This is a genomic window from Curtobacterium sp. MCPF17_050, assembly GCF_003224435.2.
Lineage (GTDB): Bacteria > Actinomycetota > Actinomycetes > Actinomycetales > Microbacteriaceae > Curtobacterium.
Window position 1 is genome coordinate 2,177,260 of the sequence record NZ_CP126250.1, and the last position, 16,036, is coordinate 2,193,295.

Annotated in this window: 14 protein-coding genes; 2 read left to right on the top strand and 12 right to left on the bottom strand. The window is 71.4% G+C overall.

The window, feature by feature from the left end; genetic code table 11:
* Positions 1-3 precede the first annotated feature (3 nt).
* Together DEJ34_RS10285 and DEJ34_RS10290 are read left to right on the top strand one after the other, a co-directional pair.
* On the top strand, positions 4-819 hold the full coding sequence (locus DEJ34_RS10285) for a Maf family protein (RefSeq protein ID WP_110900564.1): 816 nt from the start codon (positions 4-6) through the stop codon (positions 817-819).
* 79 nt (positions 820-898) lie between these two features.
* Positions 899-2,671 carry an acetyl/propionyl/methylcrotonyl-CoA carboxylase subunit alpha gene (locus DEJ34_RS10290; RefSeq protein ID WP_110824544.1) on the top strand — a complete coding sequence of 591 codons (1,773 nt, stop codon included), beginning with the start codon at positions 899-901 and terminating at the stop codon, positions 2,669-2,671.
* 165 nt (positions 2,672-2,836) lie between these two features.
* Here DEJ34_RS10290 and DEJ34_RS10295 read toward each other — a convergent pair whose 3' ends face one another.
* The 12 genes from DEJ34_RS10295 to DEJ34_RS10350 form a co-directional block, all read right to left on the bottom strand.
* A complete protein-coding gene (locus tag DEJ34_RS10295; RefSeq protein WP_146234082.1) occupies positions 2,837-3,787 on the bottom strand; it encodes a hypothetical protein in 951 nt (316 codons plus the stop codon).
* Between the two features lie 225 nt (positions 3,788-4,012).
* Positions 4,013-5,680, bottom strand: coding sequence for a phospho-sugar mutase (locus tag DEJ34_RS10300; RefSeq protein WP_502864381.1), 1,668 nt, complete (start codon positions 5,678-5,680; stop codon positions 4,013-4,015).
* Positions 5,681-5,760: 80 nt separating this feature from the next.
* On the bottom strand, positions 5,761-6,591 hold the full coding sequence (locus DEJ34_RS10305; protein ID WP_110900563.1) for a purine-nucleoside phosphorylase: 831 nt from the start codon (positions 6,589-6,591) through the stop codon (positions 5,761-5,763).
* 24 nt (positions 6,592-6,615) lie between these two features.
* The gene (locus DEJ34_RS10310; RefSeq protein ID WP_110824547.1) at positions 6,616-6,888 is read right to left on the bottom strand and encodes a PTS sugar transporter subunit IIB; all 273 of its coding nucleotides are present in this window, start codon (positions 6,886-6,888) and stop codon (positions 6,616-6,618) included.
* Positions 6,885-7,334, bottom strand: a complete 450-nt coding sequence (locus DEJ34_RS10315; RefSeq protein WP_110900562.1) for a PTS sugar transporter subunit IIA — start codon at positions 7,332-7,334, stop codon at positions 6,885-6,887. Before DEJ34_RS10315 ends, DEJ34_RS10310 begins: the two co-directional genes overlap by 4 nt.
* A gap of 4 nt (positions 7,335-7,338) precedes the next feature.
* Positions 7,339-8,451 (bottom strand): adenosine deaminase, encoded by a 1,113-nt coding sequence (locus DEJ34_RS10320; RefSeq protein WP_110900561.1) that lies wholly within the window; start codon positions 8,449-8,451, stop codon positions 7,339-7,341.
* A 154-nt stretch (positions 8,452-8,605) separates the two neighbouring features.
* Positions 8,606-9,892: a thymidine phosphorylase gene (locus DEJ34_RS10325; protein WP_110889964.1), complete on the bottom strand. Its 1,287-nt coding sequence runs from the start codon at positions 9,890-9,892 to the stop codon at positions 8,606-8,608.
* 2 nt (positions 9,893-9,894) lie between these two features.
* Positions 9,895-10,254, bottom strand: a complete 360-nt coding sequence (locus tag DEJ34_RS10330; RefSeq protein ID WP_284180726.1) for a cytidine deaminase — start codon at positions 10,252-10,254, stop codon at positions 9,895-9,897.
* Positions 10,255-10,456: 202 nt separating this feature from the next.
* Entirely contained in the window at positions 10,457-11,746 is a 1,290-nt protein-coding gene (locus tag DEJ34_RS10335) for an ABC transporter permease (protein WP_110824552.1), read from the bottom strand.
* On the bottom strand, positions 11,743-13,143 hold the full coding sequence (locus DEJ34_RS10340; protein ID WP_375342311.1) for an ABC transporter permease: 1,401 nt from the start codon (positions 13,141-13,143) through the stop codon (positions 11,743-11,745). Before DEJ34_RS10340 ends, DEJ34_RS10335 begins: the two co-directional genes overlap by 4 nt.
* The gene (locus DEJ34_RS10345) at positions 13,140-14,660 is read right to left on the bottom strand and encodes an ABC transporter ATP-binding protein (RefSeq protein WP_110824553.1); all 1,521 of its coding nucleotides are present in this window, start codon (positions 14,658-14,660) and stop codon (positions 13,140-13,142) included. Before DEJ34_RS10345 ends, DEJ34_RS10340 begins: the two co-directional genes overlap by 4 nt.
* Before the next feature lie 93 nt (positions 14,661-14,753).
* Positions 14,754-15,827 carry a BMP family lipoprotein gene (locus DEJ34_RS10350; RefSeq protein ID WP_110889967.1) on the bottom strand — a complete coding sequence of 358 codons (1,074 nt, stop codon included), beginning with the start codon at positions 15,825-15,827 and terminating at the stop codon, positions 14,754-14,756.
* Positions 15,828-16,036 lie beyond the last annotated feature (209 nt).

Here is a 16,036-nt window from a genome sequence, read left to right on the forward strand (position 1 = left end):
CCCATGCGTCTGTACCTCGCGAGCACCTCCCCCGCCCGTCGTGCGCTCCTGGCGCAGTCCGGGATCGAGCCGGTGCTCGTGTCGCCGGGCGTCGACGAGGACGCGGTGGGCGCCGCGGAACGGGAGCGGCTCGGGCGGGACCTCACCGGGCCGGAGCTCGTGGCGCTGCTCGCGGTCGCCAAGGCCACCGCGGTCGCCGACGGCTCGGTGGCGGTCGACGGCGGCGCTCCGCTCGACGGCATCGTCTTCGGCGGCGACTCGGCGTTCGAGGTCGACGGGCAGCTGTACGGCAAGCCGCACGACCCGGAGGTCGCCCGGGAGCGCTGGCGACAGATGCTCGCCGCCGGTGGCGGGACGCTGTGGAGCGGCCACTGCGTCATCGACCGGCGGACCGGCAGCGGACCGGCCGTGTCGGGGCCGGGAGGCGCGGGGCGGGCGGATGACGAGCCTCCCGTCCGATCCGCAGCACCGGCGCGGACCGGGTCCGGGACGTCGGCGTCGACCGACGCGGTCCCGTCGCTGGGCGCCGTCGCGGCCGGCGGGTCGGCACTCGTCGTCGACGGCGACCGCGTGGTCGCGGTCGACAGCGCCGTCCTCACCTTCGCCGACGACATGTCCCCGGCGGAGATCGACGCCTACGTCGCCACGGGCGAGCCCCTCGAGGTGGCCGGGGCCTTCACGATCGACGGCCGGGCGGCCGCCTACATCACGCGGATCGACGGGACACCGTCCGCGGTCGTCGGACTCTCGCTCCCCGTGCTCCGGTCGATGCTCCTCCGGGGCTTCGGGCTCGCCTGGCACGACCTCTGGGCGCTGTAGACATCCACCTGCATCCCGAGGGGTTTCTTGTGGATGCCGGTCAAAACACGACCTCGGCACACGAATACGCTGATGTTCCATGCCCCGCATCAGCAAGGTCCTCATCGCGAACCGCGGCGAGATCGCCGTCCGCATCATCCGCGCGGCCCGCGACGCGGGCAAGGCCTCGGTCGCGGTCTACGCCGACCAGGACCGTGACGCCCTGCACGCACGCCTCGCCGACGAGGCCTACGCGCTGAACGGCACCACGAGCGCCGACACCTACCTGGTCATCGAGAAGATCATCTCGGTCGCCCGCCGCTCCGGTGCCGACGCCGTCCACCCGGGCTACGGCTTCCTCGCCGAGAACGCCGACTTCGCCCGTGCGGTCATCGACGCCGGACTCACCTGGATCGGCCCGTCGCCGGAGTCGATCGAGCGCCTCGGCGACAAGGTCTCCGCGCGGCACGTCGCCGAGAAGGTCGGGGCGCCGCTCGCCCCCGGCACCATCGAGCCGGTGCAGGACGTGTCCGAGGTCTTCGACTTCGTCGACCAGGTCGGCCTGCCCGTGGCGATCAAGGCCGCCTTCGGTGGCGGTGGTCGAGGCCTCAAGGTCGTGCGCGACCGCGCCTCCGTCGAGGAGCTCTTCGAGTCCGCGACGCGCGAGGCCATCGCCGCGTTCGGTCGCGGCGAGTGCTTCGTCGAGAAGTACCTCGACAAGCCGCGCCACGTCGAGACCCAGTGCCTCGCCGACGAGCACGGCAACGTCGTCGTCGTGTCGACGCGTGACTGCTCCCTCCAGCGCCGGCACCAGAAGCTCGTCGAGGAGGCCCCGGCGCCGTACCTGACGGACTCCCAGCAGGAGCGGCTGTACGCGTCGTCGAAGGCGATCCTCCGCGAGGTCGGCTACGTCGGCGCGGGCACGTGCGAGTTCCTCATCGGCGCCGACGGCACCGTGTCGTTCCTCGAGGTGAACACCCGTCTCCAGGTCGAGCACTGCGTGTCCGAGGAGGTCACCGGCATCGACCTCGTCCGCGAGCAGTTCCGCATCGCCGAGGGCGGCACGCTCGACTACGCCGACCCGACCCCGCGCGGGCACTCGTTCGAGTTCCGCATCAACGGGGAGGACCCGGGCCGCAACTTCTTCCCCGCGCCGGGTCCGGTGCACGTCTTCAACGCCCCGTCGGGCCCCGGCGTCCGGGTCGACTCCGGCGTGGTGTCGGGCGACGTCGTCTCCGGCTCGTTCGACTCGATGCTCGCGAAGCTCATCGTGACCGGCGCCACCCGCGCCGAGGCCCTCGAGCGCTCCCGCCGCGCCCTCGCCGAGTTCGAGGTCGCCGGGCTCCCCACCGTCATCCCGTTCCACCGCGCGGTCGTCAGCGACCCGGCCTTCGCGACCGACGACGCCACGCCGTTCTCGATCTACACGCAGTGGATCGAGACCGACTTCGTCAACGAGATCCCGGCCTGGAGCGGTGAACCCGAGGAGCTCCCGGTCCCCGGCGAGCGTGACAGCGTGGTCGTCGAGGTGCAGGGCAAGCGCATCGAGGTCACGATGCCGTCGATCGTCGGTGGCTCCGGTGGCGCCCGTCGTCCGTCCGGCCCCTCCGCGCCGCCCAAGCGCCGGTCCTCGGCCGTCAAGGGTGGACGCGCGGCGTCGGGCTCCTCGGTCGCGTCGCCGATGCAGGCCACCGTCGTGAAGCTCGCGGTCGCCGAGGGCGACACCGTCGTCAAGGGCGACCTGCTCGTCGTCCTCGAGGCCATGAAGATGGAGCAGCCCGTCCAGGCGCACAAGGACGGCGTCGTCACGGGGCTGAACGCCCCCGTGGGCCAGACGGTCTCCTCCGGGCACGTCCTGCTCGAGCTCGCGTAGCGCGGGCTCTCGCGCCCCGCGCGGCGTCCCGCGCGGCGCGCCTCCCGGCGCCGATCGGACCCGCACAACACGAACCGCCCCGAACCACGGCCATCCGTGGTTCGGGGCGGTCTTCGTTGTGCGGCGCCGATCCGCGCTGGGACCCCGCGGTGCCGCTGCCGTCGTTCACCGGATCGTCCGGAACCGTCGCTCCTCCAGCGGGAGGCCGAGGCCCACGAGCAGTGCCCGCAGCAGGCTCGTGTCCTGCGTCTCCGCCCAGCCGAACCGCCCGACCCGCCGCACCTCCGGGACGAGTCGGAGTCGGTCCTCGCGACGCTTCTCCTGGACGAGGACGTCCTCGGCGGTGAGGCCGGCAGCGCGCAGCGCCGGGTCCCGGTACTTCGCCGCGCCGTCGAACTCGAGGACGACGCCCTGGTCGGGGAACCAGAAGTCGACCCGCGCGACGAAACCCGCTCGGTCCTGGAAGTCGACCTGGAGTCGCGGCCGTGGTGCCCCGACCTCGTCCAGCGCCACCCGGGCGATCGACTCCCCCACCGATCCAGTGCGCTGGTCCGCGAACGCGATCGCGAACCGCGCACGGTCCCGGCCGTGGACAGCGGACCGGGAGCTGAGTTCCGCTTGGAGCGCCGCGCGGTCTGTGCCACGTTGCAACGCGACGTCGAGCACGGGGACGGAGCGCCGGAGCTCCTGCGTCAGCGCGATGTCCACGACCGTGGTCAGCAGGTCCGTGACCGCCCGACCGGACGGGGTCCGGACGACGCGTGTCGCCCGCCCCTTCCCGGGGTGCTTCCGCAGCAGTCGGAGCGACTGGGCGGTCTCGCGGTGCGGGTCGATGACGTCGACCACCTCGGGCAGTTCCCCGCTCCAGGGCAGTCCGTGCAGAGCGACGGCCGAGACGTGGGACACGACGAGCCGCTGCGCGATCCGGTCGTCGATCGCGTCGATCCGGGCGAGGTGACGGGTCCGGGCGTCGGCCGCTCGCCACCGCTCGGCCTCGACGTACCTGCCGGGAGCGAGCCGGACGAGGACGCCTCGGTCGGCAGCCGCGACGAGGTCGGCTCCTCGTCGACCGGTGGGGTCGGCAGTGCCACCCCTGATGATGTGGAGTCGTTGCATCCCTGCAGCCTCGTGCGCTGCCCGTCCGGCGACGATCGACTCCACCCACCTGTGGACACCAGCGTGGAAGCCGCCCGTCGTGGAGGACGAGCCCGGTTCCGGTCGCACCGACACAACGAGAACCCGCTCGGACCATCGGATCCAGTGGTTCGAGCGGGTTCTCGTTGTGCGCGTGCGCCGCGTGCCGGTTCACCCGCACCGTGCGCGTGCGCGGCGCGGCGCGCGCTACGACACGAGGGGGCGGACCGCCGCCGCCAGGCGGTCGGTCATGGCGCCGGCCTCGGCCGACGTGGCCGCGACGGTGTCGATGTAGACCTTCACCTTGGGCTCCGTGCCGCTCGGGCGGACGATGACCCGCGCCCCGCCCTCCAGGTCGAAGCGCAGGATGTCGGACGGCGGGAAGCCCTCGACGCCGTCCAGGAAGTCGGTCACCGAGGTGATCGTGATGCCGCCGAGTTCCGTCGGCGTGGACGATCGCAGGGAGGCCATGATCTCCCCGATGCGCGACAGGTCGTCGACGCGGGTCGAGACCTGCCCGGAGGAGAACGCCCCGAACCGCTCGGCGAACGCGTCGAGCTGGTCGGCGATGGTCCTCCCGTCGGCAGCGAGTTCGGTCGCGAGCGACAGCAGTTCGAGTGCGGCGGAGATGCCGTCCTTGTCGCGCACGACCTGCGGGTCGACGAGGTACCCCAGCGCTTCCTCGTAACCGAACAGCAGGTCGGGGACGCGGGAGACCCACTTGAACCCGGTGAGGGTGTCGCGGTACCCGAGGCCGTGCTGTTCGGCGACGCGGGACAGCGCCGGCGAGCTGACGATCGATGCGGCGAGGACCCCGGTCGAGCCGGCGGCGGCAGCACGGGCCGCGGCACGCCAGCCGAGGAGCCAGCCGACCTCGTTGCCGGAGAGTCGACGGTAGGAGCCGGCACCGTCGGGGATCGCGAGCGCCAGGCGGTCGGCGTCCGGGTCGTTGGCGATGACGAGGTCCGCTCCGAGTTCGACACCGCGCGCGATCGACAGGTCCATCGCGCCCGGCTCCTCCGGGTTCGGGAAGGACACCGTCGGGAACGCCCCGTCCGGCTCGATCTGCTCGGGCACCACCGCGGGCTCACGGAAGCCGGCACGCGTGAACACGGCCCGGGCCGTCTCCCACCCGACGCCGTGCATGGCCGTGTAGACGACGGAGGGCTGCGCCTCGACCGCGAGGAGCGGGGCCGGCACGGTCGCGGCCGTGGCGTCGACGTACGCCTGCACGAGGGTCTGGTCCGCGACGGTGTAGTCCGTCGCCCGGTCGAGCGACCGGATGTCCCCCGCTGCGACGACGTCGATCGCGGCGGCGATCTCGGCGTCGACCGGCGGCACGATCTGCGAGCCCGCGTCCGCACCGCCGAGGTACACCTTGTAGCCGTTGTCCCGCGGCGGGTTGTGGCTGGCCGTGACCATGACACCTGCCCCGACGTCGAGGTGCCGGACGGCGAACGCGACGAGCGGCGTCGGCAGCGCGCTCGGGAGCAGCGTGACGTCGAGCCCGAGGCCGCGCATGACCTCGGCGGAGTCCCGAGCGAAGACGTCCGAGTTGACGCGACCGTCGTACCCGATCACGACGCTGCGGTCACGACCGGAGTCGATGAGGAAGCGGGCGAGACCGGCGGCCGCCTGCGTGACGACGACTCGGTTCATCCGCAGCGGACCGGCACCGAGTTCGGCGCGGAGACCGGCGGTCCCGAACTGCAGCCGACCGGCGAACCGTGCTGTCAGTTCGTCCGTGTCCGCCGCGTCGACCAGCTCCTGCAGTTCCGCGCGGGTCTCCTGGTCGGGGTCCTGTTCGATCCACGCACGGGCGGTCGCCAGCACGTCCGGCGCGCCCCTGTCGCCCAGGACGCCGCCGTTCCCCAGGTCGCCGCCGTTCCCCAGGTCGCCGCCGTCGACGAGGTCGCCGTCCGCGAGGGCGCCGTCGCTCGGACCATCGTAGGGGGTCACAGTGCGGCCACCACGCGGGCGAGCAGGTCCGCGATCACGGGCTCGGCCTGCTTGCCCGCCTCGAGCACCTCGGTGTGCGACAGCGGGGTCTTCTGGATGCCCGCGGCGAGGTTCGTGATGAGCGAGAAGCCGAGGACCTCCATGCCGGCCTGCCGGGCGGCGATGGCCTCGAGCGCGGTCGACATGCCCACGATGTGGCCGCCGATCGCCTTGGCCATCTGGACCTCGGCCGGGGTCTCGTAGTGCGGCCCGCGGAACTGCGTGTAGACGCCCTCGTCGAGAGAGGGGTCGATCGACTTCGCCACCGCGCGGAGACGGGCCGAGTACAGGTCCGTCAGGTCGATGAACGTCGCGCCCTCGAGCGGGCTGTCGGCGGTGAGGTTGATGTGGTCGCTGATGAGGACCGGCGTGCCGGGCGTCCAGGTCTCCTTGATGCCACCGGCGCCGTTGGTGAGCACCATGACCGAGGCACCCGTCGCGGCAGCGGTGCGGACACTGTGCACGACCCGACGGACGCCGTGGCCCTCGTAGTAGTGCGTGCGGGCGCCGATGACGAGCGCGTGCCGGCCGTCGGCGAGCCGGATGGAGCGGACGGTGCCGGAGTGTCCGGGCACGGCCGAGGCGCTGAAGCCGGGGACGTCCGCCGCGGGGATCTCGGACACGGTCTCTCCGAGGAGGTCGGCGGCCTTCCCCCAGCCGGAGCCGAGCGTCAGGGCGACGTCGTGCCGCTCGATGCCGGACCGGGACGCGATGACGGCTGCGGCGTCGCGGGCCACGTCGAAGGGGTCCACGGCGGGGTCGTTCAGGGGGTTGTCGGTGCTGACCATGCGCCGATCGTACCGGCCCGACCCCTACCCGAGTGCCCTGTCCACAGCCGCCGTGATCTCGCTCTGGTCGAAGTGGTTCCGGATCACGATGACCTCGGCGTACGTCGTCCCGATGGTCTCGACGAACTCCTGGCTCGTCAGGATGACGTTGGCGTCGTCGGCGACCTGCCGCACGGAGGCGACGTCCGCCGCGACCACCTCGGCCGTGAGTCCGAGCGAGGCGAGCGCCTTCTCCGCGTTGACCTTGAGGATGGCGCTCGCGCCGATGCCGGCACCGCAGATGGTCACGATCTTCATGCCGTCGTCACTCCCATGATGGCCCGGACCTCGTCGGCCGTGGCGGCGGCAGCGAGCCGCCCGGTGACCGAGGGGTCGTTGAACAGGTTGGCGATCGCGCCGATCGACTCGAGGTGTGTGCCGACCTCCGCGACGGCGAGCCCGAGCACGACCGACACCGGGTCGTTGTGCGGGTGCCCGAACACCACCGGCGACGCCAGCGTGACGACCGCCAGGCCGTCCCGCAGGACGCTCGACCCCGGCCGGGCGTGCGCGAACGCGAGCCCCGGCGAGATGACGATGTACGGCCCGTGCTCCTCGACCATGGCGGTCATGGCGTCGGTGTACGCCTCGGTGGTCGCTCCCGATGCGACGAGGGCGCCGCCGACCGCCCGCAGCGCGTCCCGCCACGAGGACGCGGACGCCCCGAGCACGACGGCCGGGTCCGGCAGTGGCGGCAGCCCCATCGGATCAGGCCTCCGCGTACCCGGCGGTGATCGCGGCGATGATCTCCTCGCGGTCCTCGAGCGGCAGGAACGACCCGAGCGCCGCGTTGATCTGGAACGCGGCGAGGTCGTCGAGGTCGTAGCCGAACGTGCCGGCGAGCAGCGCCAGCTCCTTCGACAGCGAGGTGTTGCTCATCAGGCGGTTGTCGGTGTTCACCGTGACGCGGAAGCCGAGCTGGTACAGGACGTCGATCGGGTGGTCGGCCAGGTCGTCGCCCCACGCGGCGACCGCACCGGTCTGCAGGTTCGACGACGGGGAGACCTCGAGCGGGATCTCGCGGTCCCGCACCCAGGATGCGACCTCGCCGAGCGTGGCGAGCATGGACCCGTCACCGCCGTCGGTCAGGGTGACGTCCTCGAACACGCGCACGCCGTGCCCGAGGCGGAGGGCGCGACCGTCGACGAGCGCCGACCGGATGGAGGCGAGGCCGTCGGCCTCGCCAGCGTGCACCGTCACGGGGAAGAGCTCGGAGGCGAGGTACTCGAACGCCGCCCGGTGGTTCGAGGCCGGGAAGCCCGCCTCGGCCCCGGCGATGTCGAAGCCGACGACGCCGCGGTCGCGGTGACGCACGGCGAGTTCGGCGATCTCCATCGACCGGTCGGCGTGCCGCATCGCCGTGACGAGCTGCCCGATGCGGATCGACCCGCCGGCGGCGTCGACCGCCTCCTCGATGCCGGCTTGCACGGCCTCCACCGTCTCGTCGAGGGTGAGCCCCCGCTGCAGGTGCTGCTCGGGGGCCCAGCGGATCTCCCCGTAGACGACGCCGTCCGCGACGAGGTCCTCGACGAACTCGCGGGCGACGCGGGTGAGCCCGGCGGCGGTCTGCATGACGGCGGTGGTCACGTCGAAGGTCTTCAGGTACTCGACCAGGGAGCCCGAGTTCGACTGGTCCGCGAACCAGGTGGCGAGTTCGGCCGGGTCCGTGGTCGGGATGTCGACCCCGTCGGTCGCCGCGAGCTCGATGACGGTCGCCGGACGGAGTCCGCCGTCCAGGTGGTCGTGCAGCGAGACCTTCGGCAGGTCGTTGATGACCGCTCCGGCGTCGGGCAGGCGGTAGGTCGTGGCGGCGTCGCTCATGCGTCCAAGGCTACCGGTCGCGGACGCGCCACCGCAGTCGCGGACCCACGGGACCGTGGACGACGGACCACCGCGTCCCCACGGTGGACGAGACGGACGGGAGGCCCGCCACAGCACGTGTGGCGGGCCTCCCGTCCGGCTGCTGGTCGCGTCGCTACTGGATCCGCTCGCGCACGATCGGACCGCGCTCCGGCGCGGAGTCCCCGATGGACCAGGCGCCCTCGAGCGACTCGAGCGCCCGCTCGAACCGCGCGGGCTCGTCGGTGTGCAGCGTCCACAGGGGCTGGCCGGCCGTGACGGTGTCGCCCGGCTTGACGTGCAGCTCGATGCCGGCACCGGCCTGCACCGGGTCCTGGGCGCGGGCACGACCGGCACCGAGGCGCCAGGCCGCGATGCCGAAGGGCAGGGCCTCCTGCGTGGCGAGGACACCGGACTCGGTCGCGGTGACGACGTGCGTCTCCGCGGCGACCGGCAGCGCGGCCGAGGCGTCGCCGCCCTGGGCCTCGATCATCCGGCGCCACGTGTCCATCGCGCGGCCGTCGGCCAGTGCCGCCGCGGGGTCGGCGTCGGGCTGCCCTGCCAGACGCAGCATCTCGGCCGCCAGCGCGACCGTGAGCTCGACGACGTCCGCGGGGCCGCCACCGGCGAGGACCTCGACGGACTCGCGGACCTCGAGGGCGTTGCCGATCGTCAGGCCGAGCGGGACCTCCATGTCGGTGAGGAGCGCCGAGGTGGCGACGCCCGCGTCCTTGCCGAGGTCGACCATCGTCTGTGCGAGGAGCTTCGACTGCTCGAAGTCCTCCATGAAGGCGCCGGAGCCGAACTTCACGTCGAGGACGAGCGCCGCGGTGCCCTCGGCGATCTTCTTCGACATGATGCTCGACGCGATGAGCGGGATGCACTCGACCGTGCCGGTGATGTCCCGCAGGGCGTAGAGCTTCTTGTCGGCCGGGGCCAGGCCCGAGCCGGCGGCGCAGATGACGGCGCCGACCTGGTCGAGGATCTCCGTCATGCGCTCGTTGGAGATCGCGGCCTGCCAGCCGGGGATCGACTCGAGCTTGTCGAGCGTGCCGCCGGTGTGCCCGAGGCCGCGCCCGGACAGCTGCGGCACCGCGACGCCGAACGTGGCGACGAGGGGCGCGAGCGGCAGCGTGATCTTGTCCCCGACGCCGCCGGTGGAGTGCTTGTCGACCGTGGTCTTGCCGAGCGAGCCGAACGACATCCGCTCCCCCGACGCGATCATCGCGAGGGTGAGGTCCTTGATCTCCCGACGCTCCATGCCGTTCAGGAAGACCGCCATCGCGAACGCGGCCATCTGCTCGTCCCCGACGTAGCCGCGCGTGTAGGCGTCGACCAGCCAGTCGATCTCCGGCGTGGAGAGGGCGCCGTGCGAGCGCTTCGTGCGGATGAGGTCGACGGTGTCGAAGGGCTCGACTGCCATGGTCAGTGCTCCTGCTGGTAGGTGACGAGGGTCCGGGGGCCGAAGGCGTCCGGCAGGACCTCGTCGATGGTGCGGATGCCCGAGACGGTCTCGAGGAGCATGCCCTCGGCCGAGTGTTCGAACAGCAGTTGCCGGCAGCGGCCGCACGGCATGAGGGTCGCCCCGTCGCCGTCCACGCAGGTGAACGCGACGAGCTTGCCGCCGCCGGTCATGAAGAGCTGCGACACGAGCGAGCACTCGGCGCAGAGGGTCACACCGTACGAGGCGTTCTCGACGTTGCAGCCGGACACGATCCGGCCGTCGTCGGTGAGTGCCGCGGCACCCACCGGGAAGGACGAGTACGGCACGTAGGCGCGGCCCATCGCGGTGGTGGCGGCCTCGCGGAGCGCGTCCCAGTCGACGTCGCCGTCGACGGCCGCCGCCGTGCTCCCGTCGATCTGTGCGTCCGGGTCGGCCGGGAGGGTCGTGGCCGGGTCCGTCCAGGCCGGCTCGCCGGTCACGGGGTCGGTCCCCACCCCGTCGTGTCCCGCAGCGTTCGTGTCTGTCATGTGCCGTGCCTCCCGGCTAGTTCTTGATGTACGGCTTGCCGGCGGCCGCCGGTCCCCGCGACTGCCCGACCAGACCGGCGACCGCGAAGATCGTGACGACGTAGGGCAGCATGAGCAGGAACTCGCTCGGCACCGGCGAGTTGATCGCGCCGAGGGTGTTCTGCAGGTTCGAGGCGAACCCGAACAGGAGCGCCGCGAGCGTGGCCCGGATCGGGTCCCACCGCCCGAAGATGACGGCGGCCAGGGCGATGTAGCCCGCACCGTCCGTCATGTCCTTCGTGAACGGTCCGACCGCGTCGAGTGTGAAGTACGCACCACCCAGGCCGGCGATCGCACCGGCGATCGAGACGTTCCAGAACCGCGTCCCGGTGACGTTGATGCCGACCGTGTCCGCCGCTTCCGGGTGCTCCCCGACCGCGCGGAGCCGCAGACCCCAGCGCGTCTTGAACAGGGCGAACGTCACGACGGCGACCGCGATGTACGCCAGGTACACGATGACGGTCTGCTCGAACAGCACCGGGCCGATCACCGGGATCTGGTGCAGGACGGGGATCTCGAAGCGCGGGAAGGTGACACCGACGTTCAGGCGCTCCTCGTCCGGCGACAGCACCTGCGAGTACAGGAAGCCGGTGAGCCCGGAGATGAACGCGTTGATGACGACGCCGACGATGACCTGGTCGACGAGGTACTTGATGCTGAACGCCGCGAGGACGAACGACACGAGCACGCCGGCGACGAGGGCGCCGACGAGACCGACCCACGCGGACCCGGTCAGCGACGCGATGAGCGCCGAGGTGAACGCACCGGCGAGGAACTGCCCCTCGATGGCGATGTTGACGACACCGACCCGCTCGGAGATCACGCCGCCGAGCGCACCGAACACGAGCGGGACGCTCAGGCCGATCGCACCGACGAGCAGGCCGGGCAGCGGGACTGTCTTGTCCGCGGCCGCCCACGTGAGGAAGCCGATGACGAACACGACGGCGAACACGCTCGTCAGCCACAGCGGCACCGGACGGTACCGGCCGACCAGGACGAACGAGACGGCCGTGAGGAGCGACAGGACCACGACGACGACGACGCCGGTCGCGAGCGCGGGCAGGCCGACGTCCGGCAGCTGGACGAAGTCGCCGGCGTTGGCGAGCCGGAACGTGGTCGTGCCACCCCGGCCGACGCCGAGGAACAGCACGGCGGCGAGCACCGAGAAGACGACGAAGGCGACGGGCGCCTTCCAGCTCCTCGTGGTCTCGACGGGGCGGTCCGGGACGGGTGACGCCGGGACGGCGGTGGGGCTGAGGGTGCTCACGCGGCGACCGCCTTCCGCTTGGTGCTCTGCTTGGTGCGACGACGGGCGCCGGGCTGCGGGATCCGGAAGATCGCGCGCACGAGCGGCGGGGCCGCGATGAACAGGACGATGAGGGCCTGGATGACGTCGACGATGTCGATCGGGATCCCGTTGGCGGCCTGCATGGCGTAGCCGCCGTTCTTCAGCACGCCGAACAGGATCGCCGCCCAGAAGGTCCCCCAGGGCTTCGAACGCCCGAGGAGCGCGACCGTGATCGCGTCGAACCCGATGCCGGCGTCGATGCCCGACGTGAACCCGGTCGTGACCGCGCCCTCGACCTGGTAGGCGCCGGCGATGCCGATGAGTCCACCGGAGATCACGAGCACCCAGATGGTCAGGCTCGGCACGCTCATACCGGCGACGCGAGCGGCCCGCGGGTTCTCGCCGATGGTCCGGAAGCGGAATCCGAGCGAGGACTTGTTGAGCAGCCACCAGACGACGACGACCGCGATGACCGCGACGACGAAGCCGACGTTGATGCCGAAGCGCGGTCCGAACAGCGCCGGGAGCAGCGCACTGTCCTTGGTCGCCGGGGAGATCGGGTTCGGGCTCCCACCGGCCTGCAGCAGCCCGGGGGTCCGGAGCATGAAGGAGAGCAGGTAGAGGGCGACGTAGTTCAGCATGATCGTCAGGACGACCTCGTTGGCACCGGTCCGGGCCTTGACGACGCCGACGAGCCCGGCCCAGACCGCGCCGCCGACGATGCCGGCGAGGATCGTCAGCGGGATGTGCACCGCTGCCGGCAGGTCGAACGAGAACCCGACCCAGCCAGCTGCCGCGGCGGCTATGAGGACCTGCCCCTGGCCGCCGATGTTGAACAGGCCCGCGCGGAAGGCCACGGCGACGCCGAGGCCGGCGACGACGAGCGGCACCGCGTAGTCGACGGAGCGGGTGATCGGCGTGATCGCGCTCGCGAACGAGGGGGCGCCGAAGTTGACGACGGAACCCTGGAACAGCGACGAGTACGAGCCGCCGACCGCGGTGCCGACGGCGCGCAGCATGTCGGTCGGTCGGGCGAAGAAGTACCCGGCCGCGGCCTGGACGTCCTTGTCGGTCAGCGCGATGAGGACACCGCTCGCGACGAGGGCGAGGACGACCGCGAGCACGGTGGTGAGGACGGAGCCGTTGACGATGCTGCGCATCGCGTCGCTCCAGCGTCCGTCGCCGCCCTCACGGCGTTCGCTGTCGACTGCCGAGTCGGTCATCAGGTGCGGCGGTCCGGCCACTTCCTGCAGGCGGTCGTCGACCGCCGGTGTGGCGTCGGACCCGGCCGGGAGGCCCGTGGTCCCGTCGACGGGGGTCGAGCTGCGGTCCGACGGCGGGGTGGCGCCGCCGTGCTCCGGCGTGGTGTCGCTCACGCGGCGAGCTCCGTTCCTGCGGGCAGTTCGCCCGCCATCATGAGTCCGAGGACGTCGCGGGGAGTGGACGCCGGGACGATGCCGACGATCGTGCCGCGGTACATCACGGCGATCCGGTCGGCGAGCGCGACGACCTCGTCGAGCTCGGTGGAGACGACGATCACCGGGACGCCGCTGTCGCGGGTCTCGACGATGCGCTTGTGCACGAACTCGATCGACCCGACGTCGATGCCGCGCGTGGGCTGTGCGGCGACGAAGAGCCGCAGGGGCCGGCTCAGTTCGCGGGCGAGGACGATCTTCTGCTGGTTGCCGCCGGAGAGCCGACCGGCTGCCGTGGTGCGTCCGGGCGTGCGGATGTCGAACTCGGCGATCTTCTCGTCGGCGAACGTGTCCCGCTCGGCGGCGCGGATGGTGCCGGCACGGACGAACTCGGTGGCGTCGGCACGGTCGAGCATGAGGTTCTCGGCGATCGTGAACTCCCCGACCAGCCCGTCCTCCTTGCGGTCCTCGGGCACGAAGCCGACGCCGGCGTCGAGGATCTGCTTGACGCTGCGGCCGGTGACCTCGCGCCCGTCGAGCGTGATGCGGCCGGAGCGGACGGGCTCGAGGCCCATGATCGCCTCGGTGAGCTCGGTCTGCCCGTTGCCCTGCACGCCGGCGATGGCGAGCACCTCGCCACGACGGACCGTGAAGGACACGTCGTCGACGAGCACGATCCCGTCCGCGTCGGTGACCGTCAGGTCCTCGACGACGAGCGCGGCCTCCCCCGGGGCGGCCGGGGCCTTGTCCACGACGAGTTCGACGCTGCGGCCGACCATGAGCGCCGCGAGCTCGCTGTTCGACGCCGTCGGGGACGCCTCGCCGACGACCTTGCCGAGGCGGATGACGGTGATGCGGTCGGCGACCTCGCGGACCTCACGGAGCTTGTGCGTGATGAAGACGATGGCGGTGCCGGCTTCGCGGAGCTGGCGCATGATGCCCATCAGCTCGTCGGTCTCCTGCGGGGTGAGGACGGCCGTCGGCTCGTCGAACACCAGGACCGAGGCGTCACGGGACAGCGCCTTGATGATCTCGACGCGCTGCTGCACACCGACCGGCAGGTCGCCGACCCGTGCATCGGGATCGACGTCGAACCCGAACCGAGCGGAGATCTCCCGCACGCGCTTCCGGGCGCCGGCGAGGTCGAGACGCCCGCCGAACGACGTCTCCTCCTGCCCGAGCATGACGTTCTCGGCCACGGTGAAGACCGGCACGAGCATGAAGTGCTGGTGCACCATGCCGATGCCGGAGCGCATGGCGTCGCCCGGCCCGTCGAAGTGCTGGACGACGTCGTCGAGCAGGATCTCGCCCTCGTCGGCCTGGTACATGCCGTAGAGGACGTTCATGAGGGTCGACTTGCCCGCACCGTTCTCGCCGAGGAGACAGTGCACCTCGCCCGGTTCGACGGTGATCGAGATGTGGTCGTTGGCGACCAGGGTGCCGAACCGCTTCGTGATGCCGCGGAGTTCGAGCTTCATGTCGGTGAGTCTATTTCTGTCTCGGGTGCGCGACGGTCCCCGTGCGCGCGAGAACGCGGGCGGAGGAGAGTTCCCCCGCCCGCGTTCGACGGACTACTTGACGGTGGCCTCGGTCTCGACCTTGATCGAACCGTCGATGATGCCGGCCTTGATCTCGTCGAGCTCACCCTGCAGACCCGAGTCGACCTTGGACTCGTAGTCGTGGAACGGCGCGATGCCGACGCCGTCGTTCTCGAGCGTGCCGACGTACGGGGTCTTCGCGAAGTCGCCCTTGGCGGCCTGCTCGACGACGTCCTTGACGGCGGGCTTCATGCCCTTCTCGATCGAGGTGAAGGCGATGTCCTTGTAGCGGGGGTCGGCCTCGTAGAGGTCGCTGTCCGCGCCGATCAGGACGGAACCGTTGTCGGCGTCCTTGATGGCCTCAGCGGCGCTCTGGTAGATCGGGCCACCGACCGGCAGGATCACGTCGGCGTCCTGGTCGAGCAGCGACTGCGCGACCGACTTCGCCTGGGTGCCGGCCTCGAAGCCACCGGTGAAGGAGCCCTTCTGGCTCGCGACGTCCCAGCCGACGACCTTGACGTCCTTCTTCTTCTGCTCGTTGTAGTACTCGACGCCGTCCGCGAAGCCGTCCATGAAGATGGTGACGGTCGGGATCTGCATGCCACCGAAGGTGCCGACGACGCCGGACTTCGAGTAGGACGCGGCCGCGTAGCCGGCCAGGAAGGCCGCCTGCGAGGTGTCGAAGGTGATCGGCTTGACGTTCTTGGCGTCGATCGAGTTGTCGTCGATGATCGCGAAGTCGGTGTCCGGGTTCGCCGCGGCCTGCTTCTTCGTCGAGGCGGCGAGGTTGAACCCGACCGTGATGACGAGGTTGCAGTTCTGGCTGACGAGCTGCTGGATGTTCGAGTCGTAGACGGTCGCGTCCTTGGACTCGGCCTTCTTGGTCTGGGCGCCGAGGTCGTCAGCGGCCGAGATCATGCCCTCGTAGCCGAGCTGGTTGAACGACTTGTCGTCGAACCCACCGGCGTCGGACACCATGCAGGGCAGGAAGTCGGACTTCTTGGACGAGGTGGACTCGGACGGGGCGGACGCACAGCCGGCGAGCACGGCGACGGTGCCGACGAGCGCGAGGCCGCTCATGGCGATGCGACGGGAACGAGATGACACGGGGGGTTCCTCCGGGGAGATCGGGAGTCGGCCCGGAGTCACTGCGCACCGGGCGATCGTGAGGACAGTACACGACCGGCCGGGCGGTGCAGGACCCCTCTGGACGCCCTCCCGCATCGGTTACGTGATCGCGACCGCGCTGTAACGCGCCGGAAACGCTGCGCGTGGGTCGTGGCCCCAGTTCGAGGGGTTTCGTGATGGAGCGCTAC